A 16479-nucleotide genomic window follows, 5' to 3' on the forward strand; every position below is an offset into this window, starting at 1 on the left:
ACCCTGGACCCACTGATTAAGAGTCAGTTGCTCTACCAACTGAGCTAAGAGTGCAAATGGCCTTTCCGTTTTGCGAGTGCAAAGTTACATGTTTTTTATATATCAGCCAAATGAATTTATATTTTTTTGAAATTACTTTTCAGGTAACCTCCATATTGGAGGGATGAAGCAGAATAAACTGAACCGATGAGGAAAAACAAAAAGTGTAAGAATAACATTTTCCGTATTCCGAAGTCAGGAAAAACTGAAAGAATTATATCGGTAAAAACTTACCACAGAAAAAAAACACATAAGATTTTAAAAATCAATTATATATACAATACACACAAAACAGGACAACATTTTAACACTATTTGCTTTCGGCGAAAAAAAGTCGTATATTTGTAACAGCGAAGCGGGGCCTTGCATGAGGAGGTCCCGCTTTTTCTATGTTTTTCAGACATATTCCAATCATTTTCCGCCCTGTTTTTCCTGAAAAATCCCCGTATTGCAGTTAAAACTCCAAGTATTCGTGTTAAAATTTCGATACGGACTTTTTTCTCACCATTACTTTAAACCTATATTTTAACACATCGAAATGTAACGGAAGGTTAAAAATGTTAAAGTCCTATTTTCAACAAAAAATCACCATTCAGCAGCACTATCAATCCCATAGCGCATAACACCATTACTCTTGACTGGAATTTACTAAGAAGACAAGAACCATCTCACCTCATCGGCTATCGAGATGCAGGAAACGGCAATAAAGGGCAGCAGGACCATACAGAAGACCATACGGTTATACGTAAAGTTTTTGAGTGGCATACTTCAGAACCTCCGGACGATGGGTGATAAAAATCAATGTACGTCCTGTGTTCATCGAAACGATATTGCGTATCACCGTCTGCTCGGTGGCCGCATCAAGTGACGATGTCGCCTCATCGAGCAAAAGAACCGGAGCCGGCCGAAGCAACGCACGCGCAATGGCTATACGCTGTGCCTGCCCTTCGGAAAGCCCCTCTCCCATTTCACCACAAACGGTGTCAATGCCTTTAGGCAAACTCTCAACAAAGTCAGCTCCGGCCATTTGGAGTGCCTGCTTCATTTCCTCACGGCTGGCTTGAGGATTGCCCATTTGAAGATTTTCCAGAATAGTACCGCTCAGAAGCGTATTGCCTTGAGGCACATATGAAAAATTACATCTGGTAGCCGGCGAGACTCTATAAGTCGTTTCCTCTTCTGAGGCATAAAGCCCGATATCACCACTTGCAGGAGTCAACAAAGCCAGCATCATACGTATGAGAGTGGTTTTACCGGAACCTGTCTCACCAAGAATAGCTGTTATACTCCCCGGAGGGAAGTCGTAAGAGAAGTTATCGAAAATAAGACGGCTGTCCCGTGCATAGGAAAATGACACATCGGAAAAACGTATGCCAATGCTTCTAGTACAAAAGCGCTGCGGTTCGTTTTGCTCTTCACAGGGAATACGCTCAAGTTCCATTAGACGTTCAGATGCCGTAAAAGCCGTAATAAATACCGGAACAAACTTTGAGAATGTACGGACAGGTTCTTGAATTTGCCCGACCAACTGCACAAAGGCTATCAACATACCATAAGTGATGAGTCCTTGCTCCAGATTTGTCACTCCCCAAATGAACGCTACCAGATATCCCGCAGCAAAACCGGCATTCATAATGACAGATGACACCGTAGCATACTTTGTTTTTCCAATAACCATCGAATGCAACTGAGCCTGAAGTTTTTTCAGGCGTCCGACCATATTGCTGGCCTGTTCCAAAGTTTTTATCACCAGTGTATGTTGCAATCCTTCCTGAATCGTAGTCTGCACACGGCTTTCCGTTTCACGGATTTCATGCGTGAGGCGACGCATTTTCCTCACATAAAGCCTGCTGCAGACAATGAAGAACGGTATGATCAAAACAATTACACAGGCCAATGTCCTGTCCATCAGAAACAGGAATACAAACGAACCTATAAATTTCAAGAAGGTATTCGCCAAAGCAGGAATGCTTTCTGTAAGAAACGTAATGACATCTGTCACATCCCGCTCCATGCGGTTAAGGAGATTACCGGTATGAAAACTTCTCAGCCTTTTCCACCGGCACGCAAGCAGACGGCCCAAAAGTTTTTGGCGCATATTATTTTGAGCTTTAACCCCCAGCATGGCTTTGACCCACCTAGAGGCTATCCCCAGCAATATTTGCAGCACTATAATACTGACAAGCAAAGGAATGGACGTATGCAAGGACATGGATGTATTCACACCTGTAGCAATGTCAATAGACATTTTCGTTGCCCAAACAAAAGCCAAGTCCGACAAAACGGTAAGGCAACCTATCAACATATTAAGAAAAGCCTGCATACGATAACCTTTCCATACTCCCCATAACCAAACGGCTAGTTGCGGTACGCCGCTAAAGGACGCCCTGCTTTTCCTTGATAAAACCGACACTATAATTCTATTTAAAACATAATAAAAACTACCGGCACCAGAGCTTAGAACCTCTGGTCTGCCCCCCACATCATTTTATCGCGCAAGGTTTCAAAAAAATTCTTATGCTTAATCTTCATCACTCCTATAGTATAAGGCGCACGGCGTAATGTTATAACCGTTCCGTCTGGGAAGCTCTCACTTCGTCCGTCTACGGATATAAGAAAATTCCGGCTACGGCTGTGCACTTCAAGCGAGATTTCCACATCATCGCAAAGAATAACCGGCCGTGTACTCAAACTATGGGGTGCAACAGCAGATATACAAAAAGTACCTGACCGCGGCACTATTATAGGACCTCCAACACTAAGAGAATAACCGGTAGAACCGGTCGGCGTACACACAATAAGACCATCGGCCATATAATTAGTCAGCAAAGCACCGTCAATACATGTCTTGATCTCAATGAGCGAAGAATTGTCATGTTTCAACACTGCAACCTCATTAAGGGCATAGGGATATCCTCCAAGTGGTTTGCCATCCTTACTGACGGCAATGACTGCACGCTGTTCCACATTATACTCCCCACGCCAAACCGCATCAAGGGCACTATCAATAAAATCCGGAGAAACATCAGCCAAAAAGCCCAACCGTCCGGTATTGATACCTAATATGGGGATACCTCTTTCGCCTATACGGGCCGCAGTGTTGAGAAAAGTGCCATCTCCTCCCATTGATATCGCTAAATCCGGAGATATGGCATCAGTATCCGTCGTTGCATGCTCTGTCGATATTTTCAAACGCTCCTTTATAAAACCGGCAAATTCAGGTTCTATGCAAATATCTGCTTTGAGTTGCTGCAATTTTCTCAACACAGCCTCCACATAAATATTTTTTTTCGTCTGATAGACATTTCCGTACAATGCAACTTTCATATTCTCTTATAATATAAGGATGAAAACAGTTTCACCTATCGCTCCTCAAAATAAACAGACATATCAACTTTCCCTATTGGCGAAAACACCGGAAAGCTTATATTATGCCTCATTTTTGCTTAGTATGCGATATGTTTATTTTTGCTAAATATAAAATCTAGATAATGACAAGACGGAAACTTTTAGTAATTTTGTACAGACTTAATATCGACCGGCATAAAACGCACCCAACAAAAGCAGAGTGCATCATCACCAAGTTCTAAGAATGAAAATATAAAATTCCACGCCTGCCGAGCAAAATTAGTTATTATTTTTCATACGAAAATACTCTGACATGACAAAGTTAAGTGTAAATATAAACAAAATTGCCACTTTACGTAATGCACGAGGGGGCAATAACCCTAATATCATAACAGTAGCACTTGACTGCGAACGTTTTGGAGCACAAGGCATCACTGTGCACCCGCGCCCAGACGAACGCCATATTCGCTATCAGGATGTACGTCACATAAAACCGGAACTTAGTACAGAATTCAATATTGAAGGATTCCCGAGTGCAGATTTCTGTGAATTGGTGACAGAGGTAAAGCCTGCTCAGGTTACTCTGGTACCAGATGCTCCCGGACAAATCACCTCCAATCACGGATGGGACATACCGACCTACGAAAACTTCCTGAGTGAAACCATCCACCTGTTCAAAAGCCATGGCATCCGAACTTCAATCTTCATCAATCCCATACCGGCCATGGCAGAAGCCGCAGCCAAAATCGGAGCCGACCGTATAGAAATGTATACGGAACCCTATGCCGCCGGATTTCATACAGACAAGAAAAAGGCTATCACTCCATTCATCGAAACAGCTAAAGTTTGCCGCAAGTTGGGATTAGGATTAAACGCCGGACATGACCTTAGTCTGGAAAATCTGACCTACTTTCACGAAATGATTCCCTGGACTGATGAAGTCAGCATCGGACACGCACTGATCTGCGATGCACTTTATTACGGACTGGAAGATACCATTTGCCGCTATTTAGCTTGTCTGAACAATTGATATTCCTTAAATTTACATTTCATCACTTCACGTTACATTTTCAAACTGAATTATGTTAAGTCTATTCCTTGCTGAAGGTTTCGAAGAAATCGAAGCACTCACCACACTGGATATTTTACGCCGCTTAGGACTTGAAGTTACAACTGTCAGTATCACAGGCAAACGTCTCATACACGGCGCACACAACATTCCTATCATGGCCGACAGCCTTTTTCGCCGTTCCGTCATTGAACAAAGTGAAGGCCTCATACTACCGGGCGGAATGCCAGGAGCTAAAAACCTTATGATTTATGAAGGCTTGCGCAAAATGCTCATAACCCATAACAAAAGAGGCAAACTTATTGCCGCCATCTGTGCAGCTCCTATGATTATTGGCCGGCTAGGCATTCTCGAAGGACGACGAGCCACTTGCTATCCCGGCTTTGAAAGCCATCTCACAGGCGCAAAAATCGTAGAAGATTATGTTGTAGAGGACAACAATATCATTACAGCAAAGGGGCCGGCCGCTGCTGTTGACTTCGCTTTCACTATAGCTGCACGTTTTGTCAATAAAGATGCTATTATGAAAGTCAAGAATGACATGCTGATGCATATCACAGAAGAAAGAGACTGAAACTTCCACACACATCTTTATATAAAAGGCATCCGCCACTTCTGAAAAGGAAGACATTGGATATCCTCTCACAAAACATAAAATACCTCAAGGGAGTGGGGCCAGCCCGCGCAAAAACACTCGGTGATGAGTTCAAGATTTTCACCGTGCGCGACTTATTATATACTTTTCCTTACAAATACATCGACCGGACGGTTATACATACCATCAACCGTTTACAAGAAGATATGCCTTACGTACAATTGAAAGGACATATCATCAATCTGGAGACAGAAGGCTTCGGCCGGAAATTGCACTTGGTGGCTACTTTTACCGACGGCACCGGCTATGTCGATCTGGTATGGTTCAATTCCATAAAACGCCTGCAACAGACTTTGCGTGTTGACCAAACCTATCTGCTGTTTGGAAAACCATCAACTTTTAACGGCCGTTTTTCTTTCACCCATCCGGAATTAGACGTTCTGCAAACCGGCAACAGCGGAACAGACAACTGCAACAAAGTACCGGCTCTCCTGCCCCATTTCACCAGCGGCCTGCAACCCTACTATCACACTACGGAAAAGATGAAGCGTAACTATTTCACTTCACGCCTCATTTCCGAAATTATACACAACGCATTTCTTGCCATCGGAGAAAAGACGGAAGAAACCCTGCCCCATCATATTATCGCCGAACACAACCTCATGCCTTTGCATGAAGCTCTCCGGACAGTCCATTTCCCAGCATCGTCAGAAGCACTGCCACCGGCACGCCGCCGTCTTAAATTCGAAGAACTTTTCTATTTGCAGATAGACATACTCCGCTACGCAAAAAACCGCCGCCTCAACTACGCCGGTTTCACATTTCCACAAATAGGCGACCTGTTCAACACATTCTACACCGAATGCCTGCCGTTTCCACTCACCGGCGCCCAAAAACGCGTCATCAAAGAAATCAGGCGCGACCTCAACACCGGCCGACAAATGAACCGTCTTTTACAGGGAGACGTTGGGAGCGGCAAAACAATGGTTGCACTGATGGTTTCCCTAATAGCCCTCGACAACGGCTACCAAACTTGCCTGATGGCTCCTACAGAAATTCTGGCAGAACAGCACCTATCCACGTTGCGCCGCCAGCTGAAGGATCTTCCCGTTGTGGTTGAGTTGCTGACAGGAAACGTAACCGGCAGCAAACGGCGCGACATTCTCGAACGCACCGCCAACGGTGAAATACACCTCCTAGTAGGGACACACGCCCTCATTGAACCCACAGTAAAATTCCGTAATCTGGGCCTGGCCATCATTGACGAGCAACACCGTTTTGGAGTGAAGCAGCGAGCAAAACTCTGGAACAAAAACGTACGTCCGCCACACATACTCGTCATGACCGCCACGCCAATCCCCCGTACATTAGCCATGACAGTTTACGGCGACTTGGAAGTATCAGTCATCAACGAACTGCCCCCCGGCCGAAAGCCAGTGGAAACCCTCCACTACACCATCAACGACACTCCTCAACTCTATGAAGGCATACGCCGGCAACTGGCTGCCGGCAGACAGGTTTATGTGGTATACCCCCTCATAGCCGAAAGCGAAAAAATAGACCTGCAAGACCTGGAAAACGGCTATGGACACATTTGCTCCGCATTTCCTGGATACTCCGTAGGACGTGTTCACGGCCGTATGCAACCGGTAGAAAAAGAGGCTGCCATGCAGGCTTTCAGCCATGGGGACACACAGATTTTAGTATCAACTACAGTCATAGAAGTCGGTGTCAACGTACCCAACGCCACCGTCATGGTTATACAGAACGCCGACCGCTTCGGCCTTTCACAGCTCCACCAGTTGCGCGGAAGAGTCGGGCGGGGAGCCGACCGCAGCTACTGCATTCTGGTCACACAAGGCCGGCTTTCCGACAACACCCGACGGCGCATCGGCATCATGACCGAAACAACTGACGGATTTCTCATAGCCGAAGAAGACTTACGGCTGCGCGGCCCCGGCGATTTGCAGGGAACAGCCCAAAGCGGCCTGCCCTTTGAACTGAAGATAGCAGATGTTGTGCGTGACAACGAACTCATGGCCGTTTGTCGCGAAGCTGCCGCAAAGACACTCCAACAAGACCCCTACGAGCAGCTATCGCAAAACGCCGTCATCTGGCGCCAGCTGAAAGTAATGACTGAGCGCCGGACCAACTTCTCAGCCATCTCATAACCCATAAACCGACAATCCCTCTACTCCCCACTTCCTGACAAATCCACGCCGGCAGTCAGCCATTAAAGCATTTCACCGGACTTCTCACACAATCACTCAGAACGTATTAAAGAGACATCACGGCACTTCCAGCATTAACATTTTTAACCTTTAGAAACATCTTCCACCATCAAAAAACAGGTGGCAAATATTAAAATCACCAAAATCCGTATTCGAATTTAAACTCCAAGTATTGGTTTTTAAATTCCAAGTAATGCTTTTTGAACTCTAAAAACAACATTTCTGACAGAAAAATCACCTGAAAACAACGTAAAAGCGGGCAATCTTCCAGAGACTGCCCGCTTCGCTGTTACAAAGATACAACATTTCCACTCCAAAAGCAAGAAATGTTAAAACGGGCAATCTCACCAACAGCAAGGATTCAGAGAAACAGCTCCTAGAGTTGACATCTCTTTTTTTGGCAGATAAAAAGACCGCAAATATTTTATATTTTCGTATCTTTGTCAGTCGGAACACACCTTTCAAAAAAGGCCTGCATCCACGTGCTGAAACTATAAAAACAACACTATATGAAATTTGTAATCTCCAGTTCAACCTTGTCATCGCGCCTGCAAATCATCGGACGCGCCATCGCCTCGAAAAACAATCTGCCCATTCTGGACTGTTTCCTGTTCGAAATCAAAAACGGTCGGCTCACACTGACGGCTTCCGACAACGAAACAACGCTTACCACATGGGTAGACCTAGTGGAAAACGATGCAGACATCTCTTTTGCTGTAGGCGCCAAAACGATTCAGGACGCAATGAAGGAAATTCCTGAACAACCACTCGATTTCTATGTCAACGACAACACACTGGAAATCACTGTGGAATATCAAAACGGGAAATACAATTTCATGGGCCAGCCAGCCGATGAATATCCCCAGCCGCCAGCCGACGATGAACAGGCCGCCCAACTCAGTATGCCGGTGCCAGTGCTGCTGTCAGGTTTGGGACGCGCCCTCTTTGCCACAGCCGACGACACCTTAAGACCGGTAATGAACGGCATCTACTTCGACATTGCCGAAAGCCAAGTAACAGTAGTTGCCAGCGATGGCCACAAATTGGCCTTGAGCACGCTCAATGGCATCGGCATTTCATCTGCAGGCTCTTTCATCCTCCCCAAAAAACCCGCCACCCTTGTACGCAACATACTGCAAAAAGAGGAAGGAGACACAGTTATCCGATTTGGCAGCCGCAATGCCGTCATCTCCACCGAAAGTTACAAAATGAACTGCCGCCTCATCGAAGGCCGCTACCCCAACTACAACAGTGTCATTCCGCAAAACAACCCCAATGAAGTAACCGTGAACCGGGCAGCCATGCTGAGCGCTCTGCGCCGCGTACAGGTATTCTCCAGCGTCAACAGTTCCCTTATAAAATTGCGTCTTGATCCTGGAAAAATGACTGTATCAAGCCAGGATATAGACTTTTCAATGTCCGCTGAAGAAGCCCTGCTCTGCGACTACAACGGCATGCCTATGAGCATCGGTTTCAAAGGCACTTTCCTGCTTGAACTGCTCGGCAACATCGACAGCGAAGAAATTATCATCAAACTGGCAGACTCCAGCCGGGCCGGCCTCATACTGCCGGCCGTACAACCGGAAAACAGCAGCGTGCTCATGCTGCTCATGCCCATGATGCTGAACGACTGACAATCACTGCCGGTGGGCGGTCACATTCCAAACGACCACCCACCGACATAAACTCTTTCCAATGAAACTCCAACTCAACCGCCCCATCGTTTTCTTCGACATAGAAGCAACAGGGCTCAACACCGCAACCGACCGCATCGTAGAACTGTGTTTCATCAAAGTCCACCCAAACGGCAATGAGGAATCACAAACGCTGCGTTTCAACCCCGGCATACACATTTCGGAAGAAGCAACAGCCGTAAACGGCATCAAAGACGAAGACGTTGCCGACTGCCCGAAATTCAAAGAGAAAGCCGAAGAACTGGCTGCAATGTTCAAAGACTGCGACATAGCCGGCTTTAACTCCAACCATTTCGACATCCCCCTCCTTGTGGAAGAATTCATCCGCGCAGGAGTCAATTTCGACATTTCAGGTTGCCGGTTCGTTGACGTACAGACCATCTACCACAAAATGGAGAAACGTAACCTCTCTGCCGCCTATAAATTCTATTGCAACAAAGACTTGGAGGACGCACACACCGCACTGGCCGACACACGGGCCACTTATGAGGTATTGCAAAGCCAGCTCGACCGTTATACAGATGAGTTGCATAACGACATCGGATTCTTGGCAGAGTTTTCACGCCGCAACAACAACGTGGATCTGGCGGGACGTATTGTACTCAATGAGCAAAAAGAACCGGTCATCAACTTCGGGAAATATCGCGGCCGGGCCGTACGCGAAGTCCTACAACGCGACCCCGGATATTTTGCATGGATCATGCAAGGCGACTTTACCCAAAACACCAAACAAACATTCATGCGTCTGAAACTCCAGATGGGCCTCTGAAAAAACACAAATGGTACAAGAAAAACCTTCCCCTCTCACCAATCTTCTGCCACCACTGAAGGGCCGCCACATTGTGCTTGGCATAACCGGCAGTATAGCCGCCTATAAGTCCTGTACGCTCATACGTTTACTCATCAAGGCTGGCGCCGAAGTACAAACCGTCATCACCCCGGCCGGAAAAGAATTCATCACTCCGGTAACATTGTCTGCCCTGACTTCAAAACCCGTCATCAGCGAGTTCTTTGCCCAACGTGACGGCTCATGGCACAGCCATGTAGACCTGGGGTTATGGGCTGATGCCATGATCATAGCACCAGCCACAGCAGCCACTATAGGTAAAATGGCAGCCGGCGTGGCCGACAACATGCTTATAACAACCTATCTATCGATGAAAGCGCCTGTCTTTGTAGCACCAGCCATGGACTTGGACATGTATGCTCATCCTTCCACGCAAGCCAATCTTAACCGCCTGCGCAACTACGGCAACATCATTATCGAACCAGCCACTGGAGAATTGGCCAGTCACTTAGTTGGAAAGGGAAGAATGGAAGAACCGGAAAACATTTTCAACGTGATAAACGGCTTCTTTTCCCAATCTGGCCGATTATCGGGTAAACACGTAGTCATAACGGCCGGACCGACTTATGAACGTATAGACCCGGTACGTTTCATCGGCAACTATTCCAGTGGCAAAATGGGATTCGCATTAGCTGAAGCCTGCGCAGACGAAGGTGCCGATGTTGAACTGATAACCGGTCCTGTAAACCTCACAGTCAACCATCCCCGTATTAACCGCACCGATGTAGAAAGCGCGGCAGAAATGTTTGGAGCCGCAACGGAGGCGTTCAAAACAGCCGATGCAGCCATACTATGTGCAGCCGTGGCAGATTTCGCCCCAGCTACACAAGCCCAAGAGAAAATGAAACGGGGAAAAGAAAACCTGACACTTCAGTTACATCCCACTCAGGATATAGCCGCGGCATTAGGAAACATGAAAAGTGACAAACAAAAACTGGTGGGGTTTGCACTGGAAACAACAGATGAGCGTGCCAACGCACAACGCAAACTGGAAAATAAAAAATTAGATTTTATAGTACTTAACTCCCTCAATGACAAGGGGGCGGGTTTTGCACATGAAACCAATAAAATAACAATCATCTCACACGACAAAGAAACAGCATTCCCGCTCAAGTCTAAACGGGAAGTTGCCCGCGACATCATCGACTGCTTATGCAAGCTCTACGACTGACAGCCTTCATCGGCTTCATACTCCTATCTGCCTGCTTCATCCGAACAACACAGGCACAGGAACTTAATGCACGTGTTACCGTCAATCATCAACAGGTGCAGGGAACGAGTGTGGGGGTCTTTGAAAATCTGGAAACGCAATTGGCAGAACTGCTCAACGACAGGCAATGGACAAACATGCAATACAAACGCAACGAGCGCATCAACTGCACATTCAACATTACTGTAACAAAGCACGATGAAAGCAAGAACCTAATGGAATGCAAACTCATTGTACAAAGCACACGCCCCGTCTTCAATTCCAACTACACCTCTACAGTTTTCAGTACACAGGACGGCAATTTCAATTTCACCTTTCAAGAATTTGACAAGCTCGACTTTCGGGCTGATGTCATAGACAACGACCTGACCGCCATGATAGCCTATTACGCTTATCTCATCATTGGATTAGATATGGACACTATGGCACCTTCCGGTGGTACGGAAATGTTACGTATGGCACAAACCATTGTCAACAATGCCCAAAGTCTCACCATTTCGGCCAAAGGTTGGAAAGCTTTCACTGACGGCAAAAATCGCTATGCTGTCATTAACGATTATCTTGACAGCGGTATGGAAACATTTCGCAAAATGCACTATAAATATTACCGAGAAGGATTCGACATTATGGCAGAAAATCCCGACCGCGGACGGGCAGCCGTAACAGAAGCAATAACTTTGCTGAAACAATCGCATGAAAACAAACCTTTGAGTATGTTGCCACAACTTTTCACAGAATATAAACGCGATGAAATTATCGGCATTTATCAAGGCAAAGGCACAGCAAAAGACAAAGAAAACATTTACGAAACACTCATGGCCATTAATGCTTCACAAAGCAGTTATTGGAATAAAATAAAGAACTAAGCAAATCTTTTTCTATGCTTAAGAATTTACACATCTCCAACTACGCACTTATCGAGAAATTAGACATAAATTTTCCCGAAGGTTTTTCTGTCATAACAGGTGAAACCGGAGCTGGGAAAAGCATCATTCTAGGAGCATTAGGCTTATTGCTTGGAGGACGTGCCGATGCCAAAGCCATCAAAACCGGTGCCTCAAAATGCTGCGTAGAAGGTACATTCGATGTAAAAAAACTGGATTTGTCCGCTTTCTTTGAAGAAAACGACATAGATTTCGATGGAGAGGAATGTATCATCCGAAGAGAAGTCAATGCTGCCGGAAAGAGCCGCGCGTTCGTCAACGATAGTCCGGTATCATTAGCTAAAGTCAAAGAAGTCTGCCAGGCCGTCATCGACATACATTCTCAACACCAGAATCTCCTGATGGGAAATGAGATGTTCCTGACAGACACATTAGACACGATAGCCGGCAATAAAAACATATTCGAACAATACCAACAAGCCTACAAACTATGGATTGCAGCCCGAAAAGAACTCGAAGAACTCAAAGCACAAGCTGAAAAAGACCGGACGGACAATGACTATCTGCAATTTCAGCTGCAACAACTAGTAGATGCCAATTTACAGGAAGGAGAACAGGAGGACTTGGAACAAGAGTCTGAAACATTAGGACACGCAGAGGAAATAAAAGAAGCCTTATTCCAAGCGGCTAATGCTTTATCGGAAAACGATAATGAACAAAGTCCGGTCAGCCGTCTAAAACAAGGCATACAAACGTTAGAAGGAATTGCCAGAGTGTCCAACACAGCATCTTTATTGGCGGAACGGCTGGAAAGCATACGAATTGAATTAGAAGATATTTCCTCTGAATTGGAAAGGGCCGTAGACCGTATAGAATTTGACCCTGAACGACTGGCCTTTGTTGATGACCGCCTAGGACTGATCTATGACTTAGAGAAAAGACATCATGTTGAAAATATTTCACAACTGCTGTATTTGATTAAAGAATTACGGCAACGCCTTGACCTGACAGAACAGATTGATGAAATAATAGCAAAGAAAGAGGCCGAAACGGAAAATCTTTTCAAAAGCCTTATCATTTGTGCCAAACGTTTAACTGAAAGTCGACAAAAAGCTGCCGACCACACGTCTTCAGTACTCTCTGAATCTATAGCCTTTTTAGGAATGCCCAATGCAAAACTACACTTTGAGTTCAAGCAGCGTCTACACCCAGAAACCTCTGGATGTGATAATATTACATTCTTTTTCAGTGCCAATAAAAACGTTCCGGAACAAGATGTAACTCAAATAGCTTCGGGCGGAGAAATAGCCCGTCTTATGCTGGCATTGAAAGCCTTAACCTCAACCAAAAGAAATCTGCCTACTATTATTTTCGATGAAATTGATACAGGGGTATCAGGTACAATGGCTGAAAAGATGGCCAATGTCATGCAAAAAATGGCTCAAAACTGTCAGGTTATCTGTATTACTCACCTACCACAAATCGCTGCACTCGGCGACAGCCATTACCGCGTATATAAATCAGAAAATGAGAACAACACGACCAGCCATATCGATCAGCTCAACAACGATGAGCGCATAAAAGAAATCGCAAAGATGCTAAGCGGTGCAGAAATCACCCAAGCTGCCATTGACAACGCCCGATCTTTATTACATCTAGCCCTCTAAGAAAATCATCCCCATTACATAACAAATGAATTATCATCATGAAAAAAACAATACTTCCATTTTTACTTATCTTCTGGATGCTCATTCCTAACAGCATCTCCGCACTCCAATATGCTGAAACTGGAAAAATACAGATAGACGAAATAAAAAATGCTTATAAAGCCATCGTAAAAATAACTACATACGCATTAGAGGGTAACATTCTTCATACCGGAACTGGAGTATTCATCAACGAAGATGGCACCTGTCTGGCTCCGTATTCCCTTTTCAAGAATGCGACACATGCTGAGATCACAGACTTCAGAGGCAATAAACTAACAGTGAAACGTATTTTAGGTGCTAACAGCAACTATGACTTAGTAAAATTCTCCACTGAAGGCGGAAAGAAAGTTGAAGCGCTCACAGTGTCTGATGCTTCAACTGTCACCACAGGCACTCCAGTGCATCTCATGCACTATACGACTAAAAAGAAAGAAATAATGCCAACGGTGCATATTCTTAAAGTAGAAGAGTATGACAATTATAAATATTTTCGTGTATCCGTAGACAACACCAAAGAAAATTTCGGACGTCCATTGGTTTCCTCTACGAGACAACTCATTGCCTTTGTACAAAAAAACGAGGCAAAAGATGACAGTTTGGCCTGTGCCATCGACACTCGTTTTGCCAACGATCTTACCATCACCGCAACCAGCGCCATAAACGCCGATTTGCGTGCCATTAATATTCCCAAAGCACTCCCAAGTAAAGAAAAGGATGCTCTCACATATATTTACATGTTAGGCACACGCGACTCTGTTTCTGCTCTTACAGCCCTTAACGACTTCATTGACACTTATCCCGAAAATGCAGAAGGCTACACCAACCGAGCCAATTACTATGCTTCACATGGAGAATACATAAAATGTGAACAAGACTACCTCACAGCTCTGACAAAAGCCCCTAATACGCAATCCACTCTCAAAGCAGACGAAGTGCATAACGAATTCAGCAAACAAATATATAAAAGAGCAACAGCCACAACAGAACATCCTGTTGAGGGATGGACTTTCGAGCGTGCCTGTGAAGAAGCGGAAAAGGCCCATTCCCTGGTTCCAAATCCTTACTATCTCTTGCAACAAGGACGCTGCTACTTCGCTCTAAAAGAATATCAAAAGGCCTACCAGAAATTTGTAGAACTGGCTTCAAGCGACAACACAACCGATTCACTGTCATGGTCACAAGTGGCACGCGCAGAAGCATGGTTCTATGCCGCCCGTTCATTAGAGATGGCCGGAGGCGACAGTCTGAAGGTCATTGCATTAATGGACAGCACAATATCTAAATTTCCTATACCATATACTCAAGATGCAGCCCCCTATCTGCTCTACCGAGCACAACTGCTAGAGCAGGCTGGCGAATATCGCAGAGCCGTAACCGACTACAACGAATATGAAAAAGCCATCGGCCCTAAAAATCTCAATGCCAAATTCTATTATCTGCGCGAACAAATAGAACTCCGTGCCCGTATGTTCCAACAAGCTCTCGATGACATCCGTACAGCCATCAACTATGCCCCAGAAGAACCAATTTTCCGCATAGAAGAAGCATTAGTACTTCTGCGTGCCGGACTCTTTGAAGAAACCGTCAGCACTTGCCAGAACTTACTGAAAACATATCCCAAAGCAGCCAATATACATAAAATTTTGGGCATAGCCTACGGCGAATTAGGCAAAAAATCACAAGCCATAACCGAACTCAACAAAGCGAAAGAACTAGGCGACTCAAATGCCGAGACATTCTTACAAAAATACAAATAAACACATGCTTTCAGCAGAATAAAAAACTCTGCTTCATGAAAACGCTACAGTCATTAGTCCGTCCCAACATACAAGCACTCGCACGCCGCAAAAAAACAGGTTCTCTTATAAAGGAAACAATAACCTTACATCTGGACAAAGGCGAAAGTCCTTTCAATGCCCCTTACAACCGTTATCCTGACAAAACATTAGAGCTGGAAATGGCAACTGCAATCTCTGCCATGCGGCAACTGACGCCAGAATATACCGCACTGACAAACGGGACTTACCAATCCATAGACCTACTCATACGCATATTCTGTATCCCTCAACGTGACAATATCATAATTCCCGAACCGTCTTCTGAAAAAACAAATCAAATTGCAGCAATCAACGATGTTGAATGCCGTCATATACATCTTGACGAAAACTTCGATATTTATGCAGAAGACGTATTGAAATTAGCAGGTCCACACACCAAAGCCGTTATTCTGACCTCTCCCAATATCCCGACAGGTAATCTTATTGCCAAAGATGAAATTCTAAAACTTGCCAACCTGTTTCAAGGCCTTATTATTGTTGACGAATCTTACATCGACTATGCCCGAACTCCTTCTTTAGCAAAAGAAATACCCCAAACTCCCAATCTAATCATTGTCGGTTCACTTTCCAAGGGCTTCGCCTCTGCCGCCCTTCGCATAGGATTCATTTTAGCACATCCAGAAATTATACACTATGTCAGCATAGTCACCCCTCCACATCCCCTGCCAACAAACTCACTTCAGGAAGGCATGAATATACTTCGCCATCATTTTGATGTAGATAAATGGGTAAAATGGCAACTTGAGGAACGTACAAAAGTTATTGCAGCCATCAAACAGTTGCCTTTCTGCCAGAAAGTCTATCCCACTGACACCAATTTCTTTATGCTTAAAGTTACTGACCCACAATCCCTGCAAAATTATCTGACATCTCAAGGTATTAAGGTACACGACTGTTCCTCATTATCCGGATGCGAAAACTGTCTGGCAATAACCATTGGACTGACAGGTGACAATAACACCTTGCTTGGGGCTCTTCGCCGATACAGCGAGAACCATCATTAACCAATCCTTAC

12 protein-coding genes are annotated in these 16479 nt (G+C 45.1%); 10 read left to right on the plus strand and 2 right to left on the minus strand.

Features of this window, described 5'->3' with window-relative positions; genetic code table 11:
* Positions 1-778 precede the first annotated feature (778 nt).
* Positions 779-2362 (minus strand): ABC transporter ATP-binding protein, encoded by a 1584-nt coding sequence (locus C5S62_RS06410; RefSeq protein ID WP_172486051.1) that lies wholly within the window; start codon positions 2360-2362, stop codon positions 779-781.
* Between the two features lie 134 nt (positions 2363-2496).
* Positions 2497-3366, minus strand: a complete 870-nt coding sequence (locus tag C5S62_RS06415; protein ID WP_104404567.1) for an NAD kinase — start codon at positions 3364-3366, stop codon at positions 2497-2499.
* 334 nt (positions 3367-3700) lie between these two features.
* Between C5S62_RS06415 and C5S62_RS06420 the strand changes: the two genes are divergently transcribed.
* The 10 genes from C5S62_RS06420 (at position 3701) to C5S62_RS06465 (ending at position 16468) form a co-directional block, all read left to right on the plus strand.
* Positions 3701-4417, plus strand: coding sequence for a pyridoxine 5'-phosphate synthase (locus C5S62_RS06420; RefSeq protein WP_104404568.1), 717 nt, complete (start codon positions 3701-3703; stop codon positions 4415-4417).
* Between the two features lie 52 nt (positions 4418-4469).
* Positions 4470-5030, plus strand: coding sequence for a DJ-1 family glyoxalase III (locus C5S62_RS06425; protein WP_104404569.1), 561 nt, complete (start codon positions 4470-4472; stop codon positions 5028-5030).
* A gap of 56 nt (positions 5031-5086) precedes the next feature.
* On the plus strand, positions 5087-7222 hold the full coding sequence (recG, locus tag C5S62_RS06430; protein ID WP_104404570.1) for an ATP-dependent DNA helicase RecG: 2136 nt from the start codon (positions 5087-5089) through the stop codon (positions 7220-7222).
* 569 nt (positions 7223-7791) lie between these two features.
* Positions 7792-8916 carry a DNA polymerase III subunit beta gene (gene dnaN / locus C5S62_RS06435; RefSeq protein ID WP_104404571.1) on the plus strand — a complete coding sequence of 375 codons (1125 nt, stop codon included), beginning with the start codon at positions 7792-7794 and terminating at the stop codon, positions 8914-8916.
* A gap of 61 nt (positions 8917-8977) precedes the next feature.
* Complete coding sequence (locus C5S62_RS06440) at positions 8978-9745, plus strand: 3'-5' exonuclease (protein ID WP_104404572.1); 768 nt, start codon at positions 8978-8980, stop codon at positions 9743-9745.
* A gap of 10 nt (positions 9746-9755) precedes the next feature.
* Positions 9756-10994 (plus strand): bifunctional phosphopantothenoylcysteine decarboxylase/phosphopantothenate--cysteine ligase CoaBC, encoded by a 1239-nt coding sequence (coaBC, locus tag C5S62_RS06445; RefSeq protein WP_172486050.1) that lies wholly within the window; start codon positions 9756-9758, stop codon positions 10992-10994.
* A complete protein-coding gene (locus C5S62_RS06450; RefSeq protein ID WP_104404573.1) occupies positions 10976-11899 on the plus strand; it encodes a DUF4835 family protein in 924 nt (307 codons plus the stop codon). Before coaBC ends, C5S62_RS06450 begins: the two co-directional genes overlap by 19 nt.
* A gap of 14 nt (positions 11900-11913) precedes the next feature.
* Positions 11914-13584 carry a DNA repair protein RecN gene (gene recN / locus C5S62_RS06455; RefSeq protein ID WP_104404574.1) on the plus strand — a complete coding sequence of 557 codons (1671 nt, stop codon included), beginning with the start codon at positions 11914-11916 and terminating at the stop codon, positions 13582-13584.
* Between the two features lie 38 nt (positions 13585-13622).
* On the plus strand, positions 13623-15383 hold the full coding sequence (locus C5S62_RS06460; protein WP_133159523.1) for a trypsin-like peptidase domain-containing protein: 1761 nt from the start codon (positions 13623-13625) through the stop codon (positions 15381-15383).
* Positions 15384-15418: 35 nt separating this feature from the next.
* Positions 15419-16468: an aminotransferase class I/II-fold pyridoxal phosphate-dependent enzyme gene (locus C5S62_RS06465; protein ID WP_104404576.1), complete on the plus strand. Its 1050-nt coding sequence runs from the start codon at positions 15419-15421 to the stop codon at positions 16466-16468.
* Positions 16469-16479: the final 11 nt, after the last annotated feature.

It is taken from the genome of Prevotella sp. MGM2, from assembly GCF_002933955.1.
In the GTDB taxonomy this organism is placed as follows: domain Bacteria; phylum Bacteroidota; class Bacteroidia; order Bacteroidales; family Bacteroidaceae; genus Alloprevotella.

Coding starts and splice junctions, on each gene's coding strand:
- C5S62_RS06410 (WP_172486051.1), bottom strand. CDS start 2,362: ATGCAGGCTTTTCTTAATATGTTGATAGGTTGCCTTACCGTTTTGTCG.
- C5S62_RS06415 (WP_104404567.1), bottom strand. CDS start 3,366: ATGAAAGTTGCATTGTACGGAAATGTCTATCAGACGAAAAAAAATATT.
- C5S62_RS06420 (WP_104404568.1), top strand. CDS start 3,701: ATGACAAAGTTAAGTGTAAATATAAACAAAATTGCCACTTTACGTAAT.
- C5S62_RS06425 (WP_104404569.1), top strand. CDS start 4,470: ATGTTAAGTCTATTCCTTGCTGAAGGTTTCGAAGAAATCGAAGCACTC.
- dnaN (WP_104404571.1), top strand. CDS start 7,792: ATGAAATTTGTAATCTCCAGTTCAACCTTGTCATCGCGCCTGCAAATC.
- C5S62_RS06440 (WP_104404572.1), top strand. CDS start 8,978: ATGAAACTCCAACTCAACCGCCCCATCGTTTTCTTCGACATAGAAGCA.
- coaBC (WP_172486050.1), top strand. CDS start 9,756: ATGGTACAAGAAAAACCTTCCCCTCTCACCAATCTTCTGCCACCACTG.
- C5S62_RS06450 (WP_104404573.1), top strand. CDS start 10,976: ATGCAAGCTCTACGACTGACAGCCTTCATCGGCTTCATACTCCTATCT.
- recN (WP_104404574.1), top strand. CDS start 11,914: ATGCTTAAGAATTTACACATCTCCAACTACGCACTTATCGAGAAATTA.
- C5S62_RS06460 (WP_133159523.1), top strand. CDS start 13,623: ATGAAAAAAACAATACTTCCATTTTTACTTATCTTCTGGATGCTCATT.
- C5S62_RS06465 (WP_104404576.1), top strand. CDS start 15,419: ATGAAAACGCTACAGTCATTAGTCCGTCCCAACATACAAGCACTCGCA.